The organism is Acidovorax sp. GW458-11-26-14-TSB4 (genome assembly GCF_059423865.1).
Genome location: NZ_JBWKYR010000011.1, coordinates 59,172 through 74,222, shown reverse-complemented (window position 1 = coordinate 74,222; position 15,051 = coordinate 59,172). Strand labels below are relative to the sequence as shown.

The 15,051-nt window shown below is 65.8% G+C and carries 13 protein-coding genes; all 13 read right to left on the bottom strand.

Features of this window, described 5'->3' with window-relative positions; all coding sequences use genetic code 11:
* Nucleotides 1–99 precede the first annotated feature (99 nt).
* The 13 genes from murA to AC07X5_RS21015 all read right to left on the bottom strand — a co-directional run bounded on the left by murA (nt 100) and on the right by AC07X5_RS21015 (nt 14,977).
* A complete protein-coding gene (gene murA, locus AC07X5_RS21075) occupies nt 100–1,392 on the bottom strand; it encodes a UDP-N-acetylglucosamine 1-carboxyvinyltransferase (protein WP_494771712.1) in 1,293 nt (430 codons plus the stop codon).
* Nucleotides 1,393–1,423: 31 nt separating this feature from the next.
* A complete protein-coding gene (locus tag AC07X5_RS21070; protein ID WP_428002426.1) occupies nt 1,424–1,666 on the bottom strand; it encodes a BolA family protein in 243 nt (80 codons plus the stop codon).
* A gap of 76 nt (nt 1,667–1,742) precedes the next feature.
* Nucleotides 1,743–2,498: an ABC transporter permease gene (locus tag AC07X5_RS21065; protein WP_409960658.1), complete on the bottom strand. Its 756-nt coding sequence runs from the start codon at nt 2,496–2,498 to the stop codon at nt 1,743–1,745.
* A complete protein-coding gene (locus tag AC07X5_RS21060) occupies nt 2,495–3,451 on the bottom strand; it encodes an ABC transporter ATP-binding protein (protein WP_494771711.1) in 957 nt (318 codons plus the stop codon). Before AC07X5_RS21060 ends, AC07X5_RS21065 begins: the two co-directional genes overlap by 4 nt.
* Before the next feature lie 68 nt (nt 3,452–3,519).
* On the bottom strand, nt 3,520–3,795 hold the full coding sequence (locus tag AC07X5_RS21055) for an STAS domain-containing protein (RefSeq protein WP_409960660.1): 276 nt from the start codon (nt 3,793–3,795) through the stop codon (nt 3,520–3,522).
* Nucleotides 3,796–3,808: 13 nt separating this feature from the next.
* A complete protein-coding gene (locus AC07X5_RS21050) occupies nt 3,809–4,456 on the bottom strand; it encodes an MlaC/ttg2D family ABC transporter substrate-binding protein (protein WP_409960661.1) in 648 nt (215 codons plus the stop codon).
* A gap of 118 nt (nt 4,457–4,574) precedes the next feature.
* Nucleotides 4,575–5,405, bottom strand: coding sequence for an MlaA family lipoprotein (locus tag AC07X5_RS21045; protein ID WP_494771710.1), 831 nt, complete (start codon nt 5,403–5,405; stop codon nt 4,575–4,577).
* Nucleotides 5,402–5,893, bottom strand: a complete 492-nt coding sequence (mlaD, locus tag AC07X5_RS21040) for an outer membrane lipid asymmetry maintenance protein MlaD (RefSeq protein ID WP_409960663.1) — start codon at nt 5,891–5,893, stop codon at nt 5,402–5,404. Before mlaD ends, AC07X5_RS21045 begins: the two co-directional genes overlap by 4 nt.
* A 24-nt stretch (nt 5,894–5,917) precedes the next feature.
* On the bottom strand, nt 5,918–6,700 hold the full coding sequence (mlaE, locus tag AC07X5_RS21035) for a lipid asymmetry maintenance ABC transporter permease subunit MlaE (RefSeq protein WP_494771709.1): 783 nt from the start codon (nt 6,698–6,700) through the stop codon (nt 5,918–5,920).
* Nucleotides 6,697–7,515 (bottom strand): ABC transporter ATP-binding protein, encoded by an 819-nt coding sequence (locus AC07X5_RS21030; RefSeq protein ID WP_494771708.1) that lies wholly within the window; start codon nt 7,513–7,515, stop codon nt 6,697–6,699. Before AC07X5_RS21030 ends, mlaE begins: the two co-directional genes overlap by 4 nt.
* Nucleotides 7,516–7,825: 310 nt before the next feature.
* A complete protein-coding gene (locus AC07X5_RS21025) occupies nt 7,826–9,304 on the bottom strand; it encodes a glutamate synthase subunit beta (RefSeq protein WP_494771707.1) in 1,479 nt (492 codons plus the stop codon).
* Nucleotides 9,305–9,357: 53 nt separating this feature from the next.
* Nucleotides 9,358–14,094: a glutamate synthase-related protein gene (locus AC07X5_RS21020; RefSeq protein ID WP_494771706.1), complete on the bottom strand. Its 4,737-nt coding sequence runs from the start codon at nt 14,092–14,094 to the stop codon at nt 9,358–9,360.
* Between the two features lie 178 nt (nt 14,095–14,272).
* Entirely contained in the window at nt 14,273–14,977 is a 705-nt protein-coding gene (locus tag AC07X5_RS21015) for an REP-associated tyrosine transposase (protein ID WP_494771705.1), read from the bottom strand.
* Nucleotides 14,978–15,051: the final 74 nt, after the last annotated feature.

The following is a 15,051-nucleotide window of genomic DNA, read 5'->3' as shown; positions in this document are numbered from 1 at the left end:
CGCGAAGCACAGCCATGCCGGGTGGCATGGCGAGCATTTGTAACGACGCATGGCGGGGATTGTCGGTAGATTTATTCAACGAATTTCCAACTCGCGACACTAAGACATGCGCTCGATGTCGGCGCCGATGCCGCGCAGTTTCGCTTCCATGCAGTCGTAGCCGCGGTCCAGGTGGTAGATGCGGTCCACCACCGTCTCGCCGTCTGCCACCAGGCCGGCGATCACGAGGCTGGCCGAGGCGCGCAGGTCGGTGGCCATGACCGTGGCGCCCGACAGGGGCGGATGCGCGGCCTCGGGCTTGCCCAGGCCCTCGATCACGGCGACCTTGCCATCGGTCTGGATGCGGGCGCCCAGGCGCACCAGCTCATCCACGTGCATGAAGCGGTTCTCGAAGATGGTCTCGGTCACCGTGGAGGTGCCCTGCGCCACGCAGTTGAGCGCCATGAACTGGGCCTGCATGTCGGTGGGAAAGCCCGGGTATTCGGTAGTTCGGAAGCCCAGGGCGCGCAGTTGGCCGGCGCCGGGGCTCTGGATGCGGATGCCGCCGTCCAGCGCCTGCACCTGGGTACCGGCCTCGCGCAGCTTGTCGATCACGGCGTCCAGGTGGTCGGCACGGCCATGGCGCAGCACCACGTCGCCGCCGGTGGCCGCCACGGCGCACAGGAAGGTGCCGGCCTCGATGCGGTCGGCCACCACCCGGTGGGTGCAGCCAGAGAGGCACTCCACGCCCTGGATGCGGATGCGGCTGGTGCCGTGGCCTTCGATCTTCGCGCCCATGGCGATCAGCATCTCGGCCAGGTCCACGATCTCGGGCTCCTGTGCGGCATTCTCCAGCACGGTCTCGCCCTCGGCCAGCGCGGCGGCCATGAGGAAGTTCTCGGTACCGGTCACGGTGACCATGTCGGTGGTGATGCGCGCGCCCTTCAGGCGCGTGGCACCCGCGGGCAGCTTGGCGATCATGTAGCCGTGCTCGACCACGATCTCGGCCCCCATGGTGGCCAGGCCCTTGATGTGCTGGTCCACCGGGCGCGAGCCGATGGCGCAGCCGCCGGGCAGGGACACGGTGGCCTCGCCAAAGCGCGCCAAGAGCGGCCCCAGGGCCAGCACCGAGGCGCGCATGGTCTTGACCAGCTCGTAGGGGGCCTCGGGCGTGTTCAGGGCACTGGCGTCAATGCGCACGGTGCCATCGCTGGCGCGCTCGGCCGCAACACCCATGTTGCGGATCAGGGTGAGCATGGTGCTCACGTCCTGCAACTGGGGCACATTGAGCAGGGTGACGGGCTCGGCCGTGAGCAGTGCCGCGCACAGCTCGGGCAGCGCGGCGTTCTTGGCGCCGGAGACCAGCACCTCGCCCTGCAGGGTGCGGCCGCCACGGATGAGGAGTTTGTCCATCACGAAACCTGGATGAAAAGGGGTTGGAGGATCAGCGCGGCTGCGCCGCCCACTCGGCGGGCGTGAAGGTCTTCATCGACAGGGCATGTACCTCATCGGTCTGCATGCGCGTGCCCAGCGTGGCGTACACGCGCTGGTGGCGCTGGATGAGGCGCTTGCCCTCGAATTCCGCCGAGACGATGGTGGCATACCAGTGGCGGCCATCGCCCTGCAGGTCGATGTGCTCGCAGGCCAGGCCGGCGGCAATGAGGTCTTTGAGTTGGTCGGCGGTCATGGTGGGGCGTGGTTGTCTGCGTCCGTGCAGGGGCGCTAGGGTACATCGAACCGCCCCGGGGCGGTTCGATGCCGGTTCAATGGCGGATCTTGTAGCCTGTGCGCAGCAGGTGCACGGCCAGTGCGCTGACCGCCAGCCAGGCCACGCCGACAATGCCCAGGCTGAGCCAGGGCGAGGTGTCGCTCTGGCCGAAGAAGCCGTAGCGGAAGCCGTCGATCATGTAGAAGAACGGGTTCAGGTGGCTCACGGTCTGCCAGAACGGCGGCAGCGACTGGATGGAGTAGAACACGCCCGACAGGAAGGTCATGGGCACGATCACGAAGTTCTGGAACGCCGCCATCTGGTCGAACTTGTCCGCCCACAGGCCGGCGATGAGCCCCAGGGTCGCCAGCAGCGCAGCGCCCAGGAAGGCGAAGGCGATGATCCACAGCGGCGCGGCGAACTCCGGCCGTGCGAAGGCGATGGTGACGATGAACACGCCGAGCCCCACGACCAGCCCGCGCACGATGGACGAGCCCACATAGGCCACGAACCAGGCCCAGTGCGACAGCGGTGTGAGCAGCACGAACACCAGGCTACCCATGATCTTGCTCTGGATCAGGCTCGACGAGCTGTTGGCGAAGGCGTTCTGCAGCACGCTCATCATCACCAGGCCGGGCACCAGGAAGGCGGTGTAGCTGATGCGCTCGTAGACCTTCACATGGTCCTCGAGCACATGGCCGAAGATCAGCAGGTACAGCACGGCGGTGAGCACCGGCGCGGCCACGGTCTGGAAGCTGACCTTCCAGAAGCGCAGCACTTCCTTGTAGAACAGGGTCTGCCAGCCGGTCATGCGTGCACCTCCACAGGGGCCGCGGCAGGCGCTGGCGGAGGATGCGACGAGGAGGTACCCGCCATGACCTGCAGGAACACGTCCTCCAGGTCGGGGCGGCGGATCTCCATGTCATGCACCTCGACACCGGCCACGCGCAACGCGGACAGGTGCTCCTCGATCTCGCGTGCGTCGTGCGCCGGCAACTGCACGATGCGGCCCGTGACGCGCGCCAGGCGCGCGAGCGCAGGCGGCAGGTCCACATCGGCCTTGAATTGCAGCACATTGCCCGAGGCGGCCTTGAGCAGGTCGCTGGTCTGCGCCAGCGCCACCACCTGCCCGGTCTTGAGCATGGCGATGCGGTTGCACAGGGCCTCGGCTTCTTCGAGGTAGTGGGTGGTGAGCAGCACGGTGTGGCCCTGCTTGTTCAGGCGGGCGACGAATTGCCACAGAGTCTGGCGCAGCTCCACGTCCACGCCCGCTGTGGGCTCGTCGAGCACGATGATGGGCGGCTTGTGCACCAAGGCCTGGGCCACCAGCACGCGGCGCTTCATGCCGCCCGAGAGTTGGCGCATGTTGGAATTGGCCTTGTCCGTGAGGCCCAGGTTGTGCAGCAGCTCGTCGATCCAGTCGTCGTTGTTCTTGACGCCGAAGTAGCCGGACTGGATGCGCAGGGCCTCGCGCACGTTGAAGAAGGGGTCGAACACCAGCTCCTGCGGCACGACGCCGAGCTTGCGGCGCGCTTCGGCGAAGTTGGCCTGCACGTCGCTACCTTGCACGAGCACGCGCCCGCCGCTGGGCCGGGCCAGGCCGGCGAGGATGCTGATGAGGGTGGTCTTGCCGGCCCCATTGGGGCCGAGCAGTCCGAAGAACTCCCCCTCCTCGATGTCCAGGCTGACCTGGCTGAGTGCCTGGAACGGGCCTTTGGGGGTGTCAAAGGTCTTGGAGACGGCTTGGAATGAGACTGCGGGCATGAGCCCGTGATTTTACGGCCTGGTGCACAAACGTGCTGTGCCGGCCCCGGGAGCCCCTGCCAGGGGCGTCAGGCCGAGGGCAGCAGATCGGCCACGCCGTACAGGCCGGCCATGCTGGCTAGCGCAGCGGGCAGGCCCTGCACTGCGAAAGTCTTGCGGTCGGAGAGCGCCTCGCGCCTGCACTCGAGCAACACCGCCAGCGCGGAGGTGTCGAACACGGCCAGCGCCTGGGCATCCACCACCACGCTCGGCTCCTTGTGCACCTTCAGGCCCTGCAGCAGCATGCGCAGGCACGCAGGTGCCTGGCGGTGCGTCAGTTCCTGCGGCAGGACCAGAACCGGCATGGCAGATCCCGGGTCAGCCCTTGGTGCCGGCATTGGACTTGTTGCGCGCCTCGAGCGAGGCGATCAGGCCGTCAACGCCCTTGGCATTGATTTCCTGTGCAAACTGGCCCTTGTAGGTTTCCACCAGCCACACGCCCAGCACGTTGAGGTTGTAGATCTTCCAGCCGGCGCCATCTCCGGGCGTCTTTTCCAGGCGGTAGTCGAGCTGGATCGGGTCGCCCCGGCCCACGATCTCGGTGCGCACCAGCACGTCCTTGTCCGCAGGATCGGCGCGCAGGGGCTTGACCTGGATGCTCTGGTCGTTGACCTGCGCCAGAGCGCCCGCATAGGTGCGCACCAGCAGGATCTTGAACTCGTCCTGCAAGCGCTTTTGCTGCTCGGGCGTGGCCTGGCGCCAGCCTGGGCCCACGGCGGCGGCCGTCATGCGGCGGAAATTCACGTTGGGCATGACCGTCTTGTCCACCAGCGCGATCACCTTGGCGATGTCGCCGCCCTGGATGGACTTGTCTGCCTTCACCGTGTTGAGCACGTCGGTGGACAGGCGCTTGATCAAGGCGTCGGGCGCTTCGTCGGCAGCGGAGGCCGCCAGCGGCAGGCCCAGGGAAGTCACGGCCACCAGGGCCAGGGCCATGTGGCCCAGGAATCGTCGGTTCATCATCATGTGGTCTTCTTTCATGGTGCGGGCAAGGCACCCTTGATTTCATTGTGGGCGCGAAGAGCCCGCCATGTGCTTCTGTCCGGTAGCGGGTTGCAAGCAAGTGCAACACCCCGCTCGGCCCTCAGCGGGTCTTGGCATCGGCGGGTGGTGGCTCCTCGGGCAGCACGCCGTCCTTGGCGTCGCGTTCGCGTTCGCTGTCGTCCTTGTCCTTGTCGTACGGGACCGCCCCTGCCTGGCTGCGCACCTGCAGGAACACGTCGCGCGTGAAGCTGTACTTGTCGAGGGCAGCGCTGTCGAGGACCGAACCTGCACGCAGCAGGTTGGCACGCGCATCCACGGCGCGCAGGGCATACAGCGAGTTGCGGGCGGAGGTCGGGTCCACATAGCGCACAGGGTTGCCCACCATGTCGACCGGCAGGGCGAAGGTGTCGCGCACGGTGGAAGGCCCCAGGATGGGCAGCACCAGGTAAGGCCCGGTGTCCATGCCCCAGCGGCCCAGGGTCAGGCCGAAATCCTGGCGGTAGCGGTCGATGCCGATCTCGCTGGCCACGTCCAGCACGCCGCCCAGGCCGAAGAAGGTGTTCACGTTGACGCGCATGAAGCTCGATGCGGCGCCTTCCAGGCGCAATTGCAGCACGTTGTTCACGAAGGACCAGACGTCGGTCAGGTTGGCAAAGAAGTTGCTTACCCCGGTGCGCACGGGCGCGGGGGTGACCTCCTTGTAGGCTGTGGCGACGGGCTTGAGCACGATGGCGTCGACCTGCTCGTTGAACTTCGTGACGCCGCGGTTGTAGGGTTCCAGCGGGTCGCGCGGATCGGTGCGGGGACCGCTCGCGCAGCCGACCAGCATCACCAGCCCGAGCATTGCGGCCATGGCGCGCCCGGCGCGCAGGAGCCCGCCGGCGGGGTGTTCATCATGGCGGGCCGTGCCCGCTTGCATCCTGTTCATCATTTTTTGCTACCACCTGCCCCTGCGGGCTTACTGCCGTCTTCGGCTTTGCTGTAAAGAAATTGTCCAATCAGGTTTTCGAGCACCACGGCGGACTGCGTGGCCGTGATCGTGTCTCCCGCTGCGAGGTTCTTTTCGTCGCCACCAGCCTCGATGCCGATGTACTGCTCGCCCAGCAAACCGCTGGTCAGGATCTTGAGCGAGCTGTCCTTGGGGAACGCATAGCGGTCCTGCATGGCCAGCGTGACGCGCGCCTGGAAGGTCTTGTCGTCGAAGGCGATGGACTCCACGCGGCCCACCACCACGCCCGCACTGCGCACGGCTGCCTGGGGCTTTAGGCCTCCGATGTTGTCGAAGCGGGCGATGAGCTGGTAGCCGCGCTGGAAATTGAGGGTCAGCAGGTTGGCCGACTGCAGGGCCAGGAAGACCAGCGCCGCGATGCCAAGCATCACGAACAGGCCTACCCAGACATCATTTTTGGAGCGTTGCATGGTTGCGATCTCTTTGCTTATTTCTTAGATGCTGAACATCATGGCGGTGAGCAGGAAGTCCAGCCCCAGCACCGCCAACGACGCCATCACCACCGTGCGCGTGGTGGCGCGCGACACGCCCTCGGGCGTGGGCTTGGCGGAGTAACCCTGCAGCAGGGCCACGAAGGTCACGGTGACGCCAAAGACGACGCTCTTGATGACGCCGTTGCCCACGTCGCGGAACACGTCGACTCCGCCCTGCATCTGGCTCCAGAAGGCGCCTGGGTCGATGCCGATGAGCACCACGCCGACGATCCAGCCGCCGATCACGCCCACGGCGCTGAATACCGCCGCCAGCAATGGCATGGTGATGACACCAGCCCAGAAACGCGGCGCCAGGATGCGGCGCACCGGGTCCACGGCCATCATCTCCATGGCGCTGAGCTGTTCGCCCGCACGCATGAGGCCGATTTCGGCGGTGAGCGAAGTGCCGGCCCGGCCAGCGAACAGCAGTGCCGTGACCACGGGACCCAACTCGCGCACCAGCGAGAGCGCGACCAACATGCCGAGCGCCTCGGACGAGCCGTAGCGCTGCAGCGTGTAGTAGCCCTGCAGGCCGAGCACGAAGCCCACGAACAGGCCCGACACCGCGATGATGGCCAGCGAGAAGTTGCCCAGAAAGTGCACCTGGTCGCGCACCAGCGAGGGCCGCAGGAAAGTGGCACCGAACAGGCGCACCAGGCGCGCGAACAAATGGGCCGCGGCCCCGATGTCCGCGAGCTTGCCGCGCACGGCCAGGCCCACGTCGGAGGGGTTGTACCAGCTCACAGGCCAATCCCTCCTGCGGGACCGAAGTCCTGCTCTGCGGTGGGGCCCGGGTAGTGGAAGGGCACGGGCCCCGTGGGCAGCGCATGCACGAACTGGTGCACCAGCGGGTCGGTGCTGGCCCGTACTTCGTCGGGCGCGCCCTGCGCAGCCACCACACCTTCACCGAGGATGATCACGTGGTCGGCCAAGCGGAAGGTTTCCTCCAGGTCGTGCGAGACGATGATGCTGGTGAGCCCCATGGCATCGTTGAGCTGGCGGATAAGCTGGGCGGCCGTGCCCAGAGAGATGGGGTCCAGGCCCGCGAAGGGTTCGTCGTACATGACGAGTTCGGGGTCCAGCGCGATGGCACGGGCCAGGGCCACGCGCCGCGCCATGCCGCCCGAGATCTGGCTGGGCATGAGATCGCGCGCGCCGCGCAGGCCCACGGCGTTGAGCTTCATGAGCACCACGTCGCGGATCAGTTCTTCCGGCAGGTCCGTGTGCTCGCGCAGCGGAAAGGCCACGTTCTCGAACACATCGAGGTCGGTGAACAACGCGCCGAACTGGAACAGCATGCCCATGCGCCGGCGCGCCTTGTACAGGGCGGCTGCGTCCATCTTTTCCACATTCTGGCCATCGAACAGCACCTCGCCCCGCTGGGCCTGTTGCTGTCCGCCGATGAGGCGCAGCACCGTGGTCTTGCCCCCACCCGAGGCCCCCATGAGCGCCGTGACCTTGCCGCGCGGAACCGTCAGCGACACGTCGCGCAGGATGGGACGGTCACCGTAGGAGAAGGTGACGTTGCGCAGCTCGGCGAAAGGCGAAGGCTCAGGCATCAATGACACAGAGGGGGGCAGGCATCAAAAAGGATTGTCCGCACGCAAGGCAGCCCATGCGCGCAAGACAGCAGCGATGGTAGCCGAACAAGAAAACATACATACATGTATGTTTGCATTTTTCCCATACGGGATTGCACACGGTATCCGGTACGCCAGTGTCTGGCATTCCCGGCGGGACATTGCTTCCAATTGTGCCTACATCCAGCGTCGCGCGTGCGCAACGGTTTTTTCCCGGTGCCTCCCGCAGCACGCACCATGAAAAACGGCGCCGCTCGGGCGCCGCTCTTAGCCTTCGACCTGTCAGCGATCAGCGCGGCAGATCCGAGTAACCCATGAGGAACTCATCGACCGCACGCGCGGCCTGGCGGCCTTCGCGGATGGCCCAGACCACCAGGGACTGGCCGCGGCGGATGTCGCCTGCCGCGAACACCTTGGGGGCGCTGGTGGCATAGCCGCCATCGAACTCGGTGGTGGCACGGGCGTTGCCGCGCGCATCCTTCTCGACGCCGAAGGCTTCGAGCACGGCAGCGACAGGGCTCACGAAGCCCATGGCCAGCAGCACGAGGTCGGCCTTGAGCACCTTCTCGGAACCGGGGACTTCGACCATCTTGCCGTCCTTCCATTCCACGCGCACGGTCTTGAGGCCGGTGACCTTGCCCTTTTCGCCGATGAACTCCTTGGTGGAGATGGCGAATTCGCGCTCGCAGCCCTCTTCGTGGCTGGAGCTTGTGCGCAGCTTGATCGGCCAGTAGGGCCAGGTCATGGGGCGGTTCTCGACTTCGGGCGGCTGGGGCATCAGCTCGAACTGGGTGACGCTGACGGCGCCGTGTCGGTTGCTGGTGCCCACACAGTCGCTGCCGGTGTCGCCGCCACCGATCACGATGACGTGCTTGCCGTCGGCGCGCAGCTGGTTCTTGAGCTTGTCGCCAGCGTTGACCTTGTTCTGCTGGGGCAGGAACTCCATGGCGAAGTGGATGCCATCGAGGTCGCGGCCGGGCACGGGCAGATCGCGGCTCTGCTCGGCACCGCCGGTGAGAAGCACGGCGTCGAACTCGGCCTGCAGTTGCTCGGGGGTGACGGTTTCCTTGGCCCAGTTGGTGACCTTGGAGCCCTTGCCCAGACCGTCCTTGGCGGCGCCGACGAAGACGCTGGTGCGGATGGTGACGCCTTCGGCCTTGAGCTGGTCAGCGCGGCGGTCAATGTGCGACTTCTCCATCTTGAAGTCGGGGATGCCGTAGCGCAGCAGGCCGCCGATGCGGTCGTTCTTCTCGAACAGGGTCACGTCGTGGCCGACGCGCGCCAGTTGCTGGGCGGCGGCCATGCCGGCCGGGCCGGAGCCCACCACGGCGACCTTCTTGCCGGTCTTGTGCTTGGACGGCAGCGCCTTGACCCAGCCTTCTTCCCAGGCACGGTCGATGATCGCGTGCTCGATGGACTTGATGCCCACGGCGTCGTCGTTCACGTTGAGCACGCAGGCGGCCTCGCAGGGTGCGGGGCAGATGCGGCCGGTGAACTCGGGGAAGTTGTTGGTGCTGTGCAGCACGGCGATGGCGCTCTTCCAGTCGGCCTGGTAGACCAGGTCGTTGAAGTCCGGAATGATGTTGTTCACCGGGCAGCCGTTGTTGCAGAACGGCGTGCCGCAGTCCATGCAGCGCGCGCCCTGCACCTTGGCCTGGGACTCATCGAGCCCGATGACGAATTCCTTGTAATGCTTCAGGCGCTCGCCGACGGGCTTGTAGCCCTCTTCGATGCGCTCGTACTCCATGAAGCCGGTGGTCTTTCCCATGATTGCGTGTCCTTGTCTATGAATGCTGTGCGGGTGTTCGGTGGGGCCGCGCCTTACTTGGCGGGCACGGCCACGTTCTTGGCAGCCGGGGCCACCGCGGGGGTGGCAGGCTCCTCGAGCACCTTGCGTTCATAAATCTCGGCCAGCGCGCGCTTGTACTCGGTCGGGAAGACCTTGACGAACTTGCTGCGCGATGCCGCCCAGTTGTCGAGCAGTTCGCGCGCGCGCTTGCTGCCCGTCCAGCGGTTGTGGTCTTCCAGCAGCTTCTTGAGCTGGGCTTCGTCGGTCTGGCCGTTGTGCCAGATGGCGCGGGGCACGGTGGCCTCCTGCTCGGAGGAAGGCAGGATGCGTTCCAGCGTGACCATGGACATGTTGCAGCGCGTGTCGAACTGGCCGTCTTCGTCGTAGACGTAGGCGACGCCGCCGCTCATGCCGGCCGCGAAGTTGCGGCCGGTCTTGCCCAGCACCATCACGGTGCCGCCGGTCATGTATTCGCAGCCATGGTCGCCCGTGCCCTCGACGACCGCCGTGGCGCCCGACAGGCGCACGGCAAAGCGTTCGCCGGCCACGCCGCTGAAGAAGGCCTCGCCGGTGGTGGCGCCGTACATGACAGTGTTGCCCACGATGGTGTTGCGCACGGAATCACCGCGGAAGTCGATGCTGGGGCGCACGATGACGCGGCCGCCCGACAGGCCCTTGCCGGTGTAGTCGTTGGCGTCGCCGATCAGGTACAGCGTGATGCCGCGCGTGAGGAAGGCACCAAAGGACTGGCCGCCCGTGCCTTCGAGCTGGATGCGGATGGTGTCGTCCGGCAGGCCTTCGGGGTGGGCGCGGGTCACGGCACCCGAGAGCATGGCGCCCACGGAGCGGTTGACGTTGCGCGCCACTTCGATGAACTGCACGCGCTCGCCCTTGTCGATGGCGGGGCGGCTGCGTTCGATGAGCTTGCGGTCCAGCGTGTGCTCGATGTTGTGGTCCTGCACGTCCACGTGGAAGCGTGGCACGTCGGCGGGCACGTTGGGCTGGGCGAACAGGCGGCCGAAATCGAGGCCGCGGGCCTTCCAGTGGGCGATGCCGGAGCGCATGTCGAGCAGGTCGGAGCGGCCGATCAGGTCGTCGAACTTGCGGATGCCCAGTTGGGCCATGATCTGGCGCACTTCTTCGGCGATGAAGAAGAAGTAGTTGACCACGTGCTCGGGCTTGCCCGAGAACTTGGCGCGCAGGGCCGGGTCCTGCGTGGCCACGCCCACTGGGCAGGTGTTCAGGTGGCACTTGCGCATCATGATGCAGCCTTCGACGACCAGGGGCGCCGTGGCGAAGCCGAACTCGTCGGCACCGAGCAGCGCGCCGATGGCGACGTCGCGGCCGGTCTTCATCTGGCCGTCGGCCTGCACGCGCACGCGGCCGCGCAGGCGGTTGAGCACCAGGGTCTGCTGGGTTTCGGCCAGGCCGATTTCCCAGGGTCCGCCCGCGTGCTTGATGGACGACCAGGGCGATGCGCCCGTGCCGCCGTCATGGCCGGCGATCACCAGGTGGTCGCTCTTGCACTTGGTGACGCCGGCCGCGATGGTGCCCACGCCGACTTCGGACACCAGCTTGGTGCTGATGCTGGCGTGCGGTGCCACGTTCTTCAGGTCGTGGATGAGCTGGGCCAGGTCTTCGATGGAGTAGATGTCGTGGTGCGGCGGGGGCGAGATCAGGCCCACGCCGGGCACGCTGTGGCGCAGCTTGCCGATGTAGGTGGAGACCTTGCCGCCAGGCAGTTGGCCGCCTTCGCCGGGCTTGGCGCCCTGGGCCATCTTGATCTGGATCTGGTCGGCCGAGGACAGGTATTCGGCCGTGACGCCGAAGCGGCCCGAGGCCACCTGCTTGATGCGGCTGCGCAGGGAGTCGCCGTCCTGCAGGGGCAGGTCGACCTCGACGTTTTCGGCGCCGATCACGCTCTTGAGCGTGTCGCCCTGCTTGATCGGGATGCCCTTGAGTTCGTTGCGGTAGCGTGCAGCGTCCTCGCCGCCCTCGCCGGTGTTGCTCTTGCCGCCGATGCGGTTCATGGCCACGGCCAGGGTGGCATGCGCTTCGGTGGAGATGGAGCCCAGCGACATGGCGCCGGTGGCGAAGCGCTTGACGATCTCCTTGGCGGGCTCGACCTCGTCCACGGAGATGGCCTTGGCGGGATCGATCTTGAACTCGAACAGGCCGCGCAGCGTCATGTGGCGCTTGCTCTGGTCGTTGATGATCTGCGCGTATTCCTTGTACGTGTTCCAGCTGTTGGCACGCGTGGAGTGCTGCAGCTTGGCGATGGCGTCGGGGCTCCACATGTGCTCTTCGCCTCGGGCGCGCCAGGCGTATTCGCCGCCGGCGTCCAGCATGGTTTCGAGCACGGGGTCGTCGCCGAAGGCGGCCTTGTGCATGCGGATGGCTTCCTCGGCGATCTCGAACACGCCGATGCCTTCCACGCGGCTGGCCGTGCCGGTGAAGTACTTGCCCACGGTGTCGGTGTTCAGGCCGATGGCCTCGAACAGCTGCGCGCCGCAGTAGCTCATGTAGGTGCTCACGCCCATCTTGGACATGATCTTGGACAGGCCCTTGCCGATGGCCTTGACGTAGTTGTAGATGGCCTTGTCCGGCGACAGGTCGCCAGGCATGTCCTTGTGCATCTCGGCCAGGGTTTCCATGGCGAGGTAGGGGTGCACGGCTTCGGCTCCGTAGCCACCCAGCACGGCGAAGTGGTGCACTTCGCGCGCGGTGCCGGTCTCGACCACCAGGCCGGCGGTGGTGCGCAGGCCTGCGCCCACCAGGTGCTGGTGGATGGCCGACAGGGCCAGCAGCGCAGGGATGGCCACCTGCGTGGCGCTCACGGCGCGGTCGCTGACGATGAGGATGTTGGCACCGCCCTTGATGGCGTCCACCGCCTGCGCGCACAGCGAGGCGAGCTTGGCTTCCACCCCCTCACGACCCCAGTCCAGCGGGTAGGTGATGTCAATGGTGACGCTTTTGAACTTGCCCTGCGTGTACTTCTCGATGTCGCGCAGCTTGGCCATGTCGGCGAAGTCGAGCACAGGCTGGCTCACTTCGAGCCGCATCGGCGGGTTGACCTGGTTGATGTCCAGCAAATTGGGCTTGGGGCCGATGAAGCTGTTGAGCGACATCACGATGGCTTCGCGGATCGGATCGATCGGCGGGTTGGTCACCTGAGCGAACAGCTGCTTGAAGTAGTTGAACAGCGGCTTGTTCTTGCCCGAGAGCACGGCCAGCGGGCTGTCGTTGCCCATGGAGCCGATGCCCTCCTCGCCATTGCGGGCCATGGGGGCCATCAGGAACTTGATGTCCTCTTGCGTGTAGCCGAAGGCCTGCTGGCGGTCGAGCAGCGGCAGCGTGGAAGCTTCGGGCGCGGGCGCATCAGCGGCAGCGTCGATGCTGTCGAGCTTGATGCGCAGGTTTTCGATCCACTGCTTGTAGGGCTTGGTGTTGACGACGTTGGCCTTGAGCTCTTCGTCGTCGATCATGCGGCCCTGTTCCAGGTCGATCAGGAACATCTTGCCAGGCTGCAGGCGCCACTTGCGCACGATCTTGTTCTCGGGGATGGGCAGCACGCCCGACTCCGAGGCCATGATGACCAGATCGTCGTCGGTGATGCAGTAGCGCGACGGGCGCAGGCCGTTGCGGTCCAGCGTGGCACCGATCTGGCGGCCATCGGTGAAGACGATGGAGGCTGGGCCGTCCCAGGGCTCCATCATCGCAGCGTGGTACTCATAGAAGGCGCGGCGGCGCTCGTCCATGGTGGTGTGCTGCTCCCAGGGCTCGGGGATCATCATCATCACGGCCTGGCTGATGGGGTAGCCAGCCATGGTCAGCAGTTCGAGGCAGTTGTCGAACGTGGCGGTGTCGGACTGGTCGGCGAAGCTGATGGGGTAGAGCTTGTGCAGGTCGGCCGCGAGCACGGGCGAGGCCATCACGCCTTCGCGCGCCTTCATCCAGTTGTAATTGCCCTTGACGGTGTTGATTTCACCGTTGTGCGCCACGTAGCGGTAGGGGTGGGCCAGCGGCCACTCGGGAAAGGTGTTGGTGGAAAAACGTTGGTGCACCAGGCCGATGGCCGAGACGCAGCGCTCGTCCTGCAGGTCCATGTAGTAGGTGCCCACCTGGTCGGCCAGCAGCAGGCCCTTGTAGACCACGGTGCGGCTGGACATGCTGGGAACGTAATATTCCTTGCTGTGCTTGAGCTTGAGGTTCTGGATGGCGGCGCTGGCCGTCTTGCGGATCACGTACAGCTTGCGCTCCAGCGCATCCTGCACGATCACGTCGTTACCGCGGCCGATGAAGACCTGGCGCAGGATGGGCTCCTTCTTGCGCACGGTGGGCGACATGGGCATGTCGACGTTGACCGGCACGTCGCGCCAGCCGAGCAGCACCTGGCCTTCGGCCTTGATGGCGCGTTCCATCTCCTGCTCGCAGGCCAGACGAGAGGCGTGCTCCTTGGGCAGGAAGATCATGCCCACACCGTACTCGCCGGCGGCGGGCAGCGTGACGCCCTGTTTGGCCATCTCTTCACGGTACAGCGCGTCGGGGATCTGGATCAGGATGCCCGCGCCGTCGCCCATGAGCTTGTCGGCACCCACGGCGCCACGGTGGTCGATGTTCTCCAGGATCTTCAGGGCCTGCGTCACGATATCGTGGCGCTTGACGCCCTTGATGTGGGCGACGAAGCCGAGCCCGCAGGCGTCATGCTCGTTGGACTTTGAATACAAACCGTGTTGTTGCAGATGCTGGATCTCGGCAGCCGTGGTCATGGCGCACTCCTCATGAATTTTCGCAGGGAAGGCAAGGTTAGTGCATTGCAACATGCAAGGCAAGCATATTAATTGGGGTCAGATTCTTATTAAATTAACCAACCGAAAAAGTCGGAATTAATTGGGGACATATCAAAATTGAGTTGAGATGGGACTGTATCCATTGGTTCGACTTGCGTCAGGCCTCCTCGGGAGTCACCGGCATGGGCGGCCTGCCGGGCTTGGCCTTGGTCACCCTGCGGGGGGTAAGCTTCTGCAGGCCGGCGACGAAGTCGGGCTCGCCCAACGCCCATCCGCTCAGCGCGGACTGCGTGAGAGCGTGCAGCTGCTTCTCACCCAGGCCCGCCTGCAACAGTGCGGCATAGGCTGCCTCGCGCGCAAAGGGCGTATTGCCCAGTGCCCAGTACAGCGCGTGGGTGGTGAGCAGCCGGTCGGTGCGCAGGCCCAGCCAGTGGCCGTGGCTGGACCAGGGGTAGTCCACCGCGCGCTGCACCGTGCCGGCACGCACGGGGTTGAGGTCGATGTAGACCATGCAGGCCAGCAGGTAGCGCTCGGCCTCCATCACCGTGGAACGGTAGCGCCCTTCCCACAAGGTACCCGTGCGCCCATGGCGCTGGTTGAAGTAGCGCACGTACCTGCGCCCGATGGACTGCATCATCTGCGGCAGGCCATCGTCCGTGGACGGGGTGGCCAGCAGATGGAAGTGGTTGTCCATCAGCACATAGGCATGCAGGGCCACCTGGAACTTGCGCGCGTTGTCATCGAGCAAGGCGAGCATGGCCTCGAAGTCGGCCCGGTCCAGGAAGATTGCCTGGCGGTTGTTGCCGCGCTGGATCACATGGTGGGGGAAGCCGGGCAGGGTCAGTCGGGGCAGGCGGGCCATGGCGCAAAGCGGGTGGTCGGATGATGTGGGAGAGGTATGATAAACCTGTCCCCATTTTCATCCGATACCGTGCC

Coding starts and splice junctions, on each gene's coding strand:
- murA (WP_494771712.1), bottom strand. CDS start 1,392: ATGGACAAACTCCTCATCCGTGGCGGCCGCACCCTGCAGGGCGAGGTG.
- AC07X5_RS21070 (WP_428002426.1), bottom strand. CDS start 1,666: ATGACCGCCGACCAACTCAAAGACCTCATTGCCGCCGGCCTGGCCTGC.
- AC07X5_RS21065 (WP_409960658.1), bottom strand. CDS start 2,498: ATGACCGGCTGGCAGACCCTGTTCTACAAGGAAGTGCTGCGCTTCTGG.
- AC07X5_RS21060 (WP_494771711.1), bottom strand. CDS start 3,451: ATGCCCGCAGTCTCATTCCAAGCCGTCTCCAAGACCTTTGACACCCCC.
- AC07X5_RS21055 (WP_409960660.1), bottom strand. CDS start 3,795: ATGCCGGTTCTGGTCCTGCCGCAGGAACTGACGCACCGCCAGGCACCT.
- AC07X5_RS21050 (WP_409960661.1), bottom strand. CDS start 4,456: ATGATGATGAACCGACGATTCCTGGGCCACATGGCCCTGGCCCTGGTG.
- AC07X5_RS21045 (WP_494771710.1), bottom strand. CDS start 5,405: ATGATGAACAGGATGCAAGCGGGCACGGCCCGCCATGATGAACACCCC.
- mlaD (WP_409960663.1), bottom strand. CDS start 5,893: ATGCAACGCTCCAAAAATGATGTCTGGGTAGGCCTGTTCGTGATGCTT.
- AC07X5_RS21030 (WP_494771708.1), bottom strand. CDS start 7,515: ATGCCTGAGCCTTCGCCTTTCGCCGAGCTGCGCAACGTCACCTTCTCC.
- AC07X5_RS21025 (WP_494771707.1), bottom strand. CDS start 9,304: ATGGGAAAGACCACCGGCTTCATGGAGTACGAGCGCATCGAAGAGGGC.
- AC07X5_RS21020 (WP_494771706.1), bottom strand. CDS start 14,094: ATGACCACGGCTGCCGAGATCCAGCATCTGCAACAACACGGTTTGTAT.
- AC07X5_RS21015 (WP_494771705.1), bottom strand. CDS start 14,977: ATGGCCCGCCTGCCCCGACTGACCCTGCCCGGCTTCCCCCACCATGTG.